This is a genomic window from Streptomyces sp. NPDC060031, assembly GCF_042736805.1.
Taxonomy (GTDB): domain Bacteria; phylum Actinomycetota; class Actinomycetes; order Streptomycetales; family Streptomycetaceae; genus Streptomyces.
Map to the genome: position 1 here is coordinate 1 of NZ_JBHWVM010000188.1, position 3,593 is coordinate 3,593.

Sequence of the window (3,593 nt, forward strand, 5' to 3'; positions counted from 1 at the left end):
CCTGCTCACTCCGGAGGAGTTCACCACGGCCAAGGCCCGCCTCCTCCACCCGTAGGCGGGGGGGGGGGGCCGGGCCCCCCCGTCCGGCCGGTCAGGCCCTGCGCCGCCGGGCGACCAGGACCATGCCCGTACCGGCGGCCAGCACCACGGCGCCGCCGATGGCGAGCGGCAGGGCCACCCCGCCGCCGGTCAGGGCCAGATCGCCGCCCAGGCCACCGCTGCCGCGGCCGGTGACCGCGGGCGGGACGCTGCCGGACGGGGTCGGGGCCGCGGAGCCGCTCGGCGTGCCCGGCTTCGACGGGGCGGGCGTACCCGGTGCGCCGTGCGGTCCGGACGCCGAGGCGGCCGGGGTGGCGCCCGCCGGGACGGAGCCGCCGGGCGAGGGGGTGGATCCGGCGGGGACCGGGTCGGCCGGGAGGCAGCCGGTGAAGGGGTAGTGGTGTGTTTCGGCACCCCCCTTGCCGGTCAGCGACTTGGCGATGACGGAGCCGTAGACCGGGCCGCCGTCGCCCAGGTCGAGTGCGGCGTTGGGCGCGAGGATGGTGCCCGGCCACGCGTTGCCGCTCTTCTTCGTGACCTTCGTGGCGTCGGGGAAGTTCCACAGCAGTTTCGCGCGGATGTCTCCGTCGGCCGAGCTGCTCAGGTTGTCGTCGAGCATCTCGCGCCTGCCCGCCTCGTCCCAGAGGAAGAAGCCGGTGGTTTCCGCCTTGTTCTGGTCGTACGCGGCGCCCTTGACGTTGACCACGGTCACCGCGCCGACGGGGACCTTGATCCGGATCTCCTTGGCCTTCTCCAGCTCGGCGGCGGGCAGGACGAAGCCGTTGAACTGCGCGTCGGTGCCCGTGAGCTGCAGGGTGGAGCCGTCCAGGCGCCATTGCGCGGAGGGCGACTGGGCGGCGGCGAGGGCCGTGGAGGCGCCCCGCAGGGCGCGGAACTCGGCGGTGAAGTCGATGGGCGAGGGACCCTTGGCCACCTTGCCGTTGTGGGCCTCGGCGAGGCCGGAGAGGGTGCCCGCGTAGATGCCGTTTCCGTTGATCACCCGTACGTCACCGGTGACGTTGCCCGCCACGACCAGGGCGTTGCCGCCGGGGAGCGCTTCGACCTGCCCGGAGCTCAGCTCCTGCCCGACGCTGAACCCGCCCCGGAAATCGGCGTTCCCTCCGACGGCCACCGCACCCTCGGCGTCCGGAGTGTGCTGGTCGTCCCCCTCGATGAACTCGCCGTACCGGCCCGCGACACCGAGCGCGCCCGCGCAGACGGCCGGCTGCGGGTCCGCCGGTGTGGCGGAGGCCAGGGGCGCGGCGGCGATCGTGACGGCGCCCAGGATGCCGACTGCGAGGGAGCCGCCGATCGCGGCCGCGGCGGCGTACGAAGAGCGGACGGTTATGGACATGTTGGGCATCTCCGGAGTGCAGCTCATGCGGTGCAGTGGTGCTCGATCGGCGCACTCTTTCCCCCCGGGATGGCCCGAGTCAAGCCGGATGTCCGATCCGCCCCATCCGTCCGACCAGCAGGTATTCCGCTTCGTCCGGCACACTGTCACACCCGGGTGGGGTCCCGCGCCGGGCAGATCCGCTGACCGTTCGCACAACGGACAGCCAACACCGGACAGCCAACACCGGACAGACGTACGGGCGGACTTACGGGCGGACTTACGGGCGGACTTACGGACGGACGTACGGACGGACGTACGGGCGGACTTACGAGCCCGGCACCACAAGCCCCGGGGTACCGCTCAGCGGTCGACGGCGGCCCCCGCCCGCGAGGTGACCGCGATCGTGACGGCCGCCAAGCACATCAGGCAGGCGCCGGTGAGCGGGGCGGCCGGCGCCGAGAGCCCGTCGACCGCGAGGCCCCCGGCCAACGCGCCCGCGGCGATGGCCAGGTTGAACATGGCCACCATCAGCGAGGAGGCGGCCTCGGCGGCGTCCGGAGCGGCCTCGGTCATCCAGGTCTGCAGGCTCACCGAGACCCCGCCGTAGACGAGCCCCCACACCAGCAGCAGGACCGTTCCGGCGGCCACCCCCGGCAGGACGGCGATCAGGCCGAGCAACACGGTCAGGCAGGTGCTGACCACGAGCAGCGTGCGGCGCGCACCGCGCGTCCCCGCCAGGAAGTTGCCGGCGACCCCGGCGACGCCGTACCCGAGCAGGAGGGTGCTGACGAACCCGGCCTCGATCCCCGACACGTCCTGGAGGACGGGCCGTACGAAGGTGTACGCGGCGAACTGGCCGGTCACCACGAGGAAGGTGACGGCCACCCCGATCCGGACCCCGCGGTTCTCGCGCAGCAGCGCGGGCAGTCGGCGCGACGCGATGGGCCGGGTCGGCGGCAGCGGGGGCAGCAGCAGGAGCAGGGCGGCCAGCGTGGCGAGGCCGAGGCCCCCGACGGCCGCGAAGGCGGTGCGCCAGCTGCCGAGTTCGCCGAGCAGGGTTCCGGCGGGGACGCCGAGCACCGAGGCGGTGGGGACGCCGCCGAAGACGAGCGCGGTGGCCCGGCCGACGTGACGCTCGGGGACCAGCCGGACGGCGAGCCCGCCGGCGATCGCCCAGAAGCCGCCGACGCCGACCCCGACGAGCAGCCGGGCGGCCAGGAGCACCGCGAAGGAGGGGGCCAGGGCCGCGACGAGGTTGGCGCCGGCCATCAGGGCGATCAGCGCGCACAGCACGGTCCGCCGGTCGAGCCGGCCGGCGCCGACGGTGACGACCGGCGCGCAGACTCCCGCGACCAGCCCGGGCACGGTGACCATCAGACCGGCGACGCCGTCGGACACCCCGAGCTCGCCGCCGACCGGGGTGAGCAGTCCGACGGGCAGCAGCTCGGAGGTGATCAGACAGAAGATGCCGAGCGCGACGGCAAAGACAGCACCCCACCCCTTCCACGTCGGGACGGGAGCCGGGACCGGGGCGGAAGCCGGGACCGTGGCGGGAGCCGGAGCCGGGACGGGAGCCGGGGTTGTCGTGTCGGGTGCGGGCGCGGCGTCTGCGGTCATGGTTCGGTGCTCCGTACGGGCGGGACGAGCTGGTGGCCAGAGCGGTCGGGGCGTCCGCGGGGGACCCGCGCGGCGCCGAACGGCAGCGTGGAGTGCCGGAGGTCGCGCCTCCTCCGGCAGCCGTACGGCCGTTCCCATCCCGCACCCTGTCCGGAAATAGCCGTCCGGTCCACCCCCGCGCCGCAGCACGTCTGTTCCGCTCCCCTGCCGTCGCGCGCCCCGCCGGATCGATTCAGTGGCCGCAGCCCAGGGGCCCGGCGCCCCTCGGCCCGCGCCGGCCTCACCCGCACGCGTGAGCCCGGGGCCCGGCCGGCCCGCCCGTACGGCATGGTGGACGGATGCAGTTACGCCGGGCCGTGCCCCTCTCCCTCGTCGCGCTCCTCGCCAGCGCGGGCTGCGTTTCCGTCGGCCCGCAGACTCCCGCCGTCCCCGCGCGCCGGTCCGTACCGCAGGCCGGTGCCACCGAGGTGCCCGCCCCGCGGGACGGACCGGCGCCGCTGCCCCTCGGCAAGCTCCCCGCGACACCGGCCGACGCGGAGCCGGACCCGGACGCGCCCGCCACCCGGGCGCCCCGGCCGCCCGCCGCCCGCCACGCGAAGCC

The 3,593-nt window shown here is 75.3% G+C and carries 2 protein-coding genes and 1 pseudogene; 1 reads left to right on the forward strand and 2 read right to left on the reverse strand.

Going from position 1 to position 3,593, the window contains the following annotated elements:
• Positions 1-91: 91 nt before the first annotated feature.
• Both ACFWB8_RS36815 and ACFWB8_RS36820 read right to left on the reverse strand, forming a co-directional pair.
• On the reverse strand, positions 92-1,420 hold the full coding sequence (locus tag ACFWB8_RS36815) for a choice-of-anchor A family protein (RefSeq protein WP_385237617.1): 1,329 nt from the start codon (positions 1,418-1,420) through the stop codon (positions 92-94).
• A gap of 315 nt (positions 1,421-1,735) precedes the next feature.
• Positions 1,736-2,992, reverse strand: coding sequence for an MFS transporter (locus tag ACFWB8_RS36820; RefSeq protein WP_385237620.1), 1,257 nt, complete (start codon positions 2,990-2,992; stop codon positions 1,736-1,738).
• A gap of 338 nt (positions 2,993-3,330) precedes the next feature.
• Here ACFWB8_RS36820 and ACFWB8_RS36825 point away from each other — a divergent pair.
• Positions 3,331-3,593, forward strand: a pseudogene (locus ACFWB8_RS36825) (hypothetical protein); the annotation flags it as partial.

Bases quoted from the DNA above. Each gene is read 5' to 3' on its own strand.
- ACFWB8_RS36820 (WP_385237620.1), bottom strand. From the start codon at position 2,992: ATGACCGCAGACGCCGCGCCCGCACCCGACACGACAACCCCGGCTCCC.
- ACFWB8_RS36815 (WP_385237617.1), bottom strand. From the start codon at position 1,420: ATGAGCTGCACTCCGGAGATGCCCAACATGTCCATAACCGTCCGCTCT.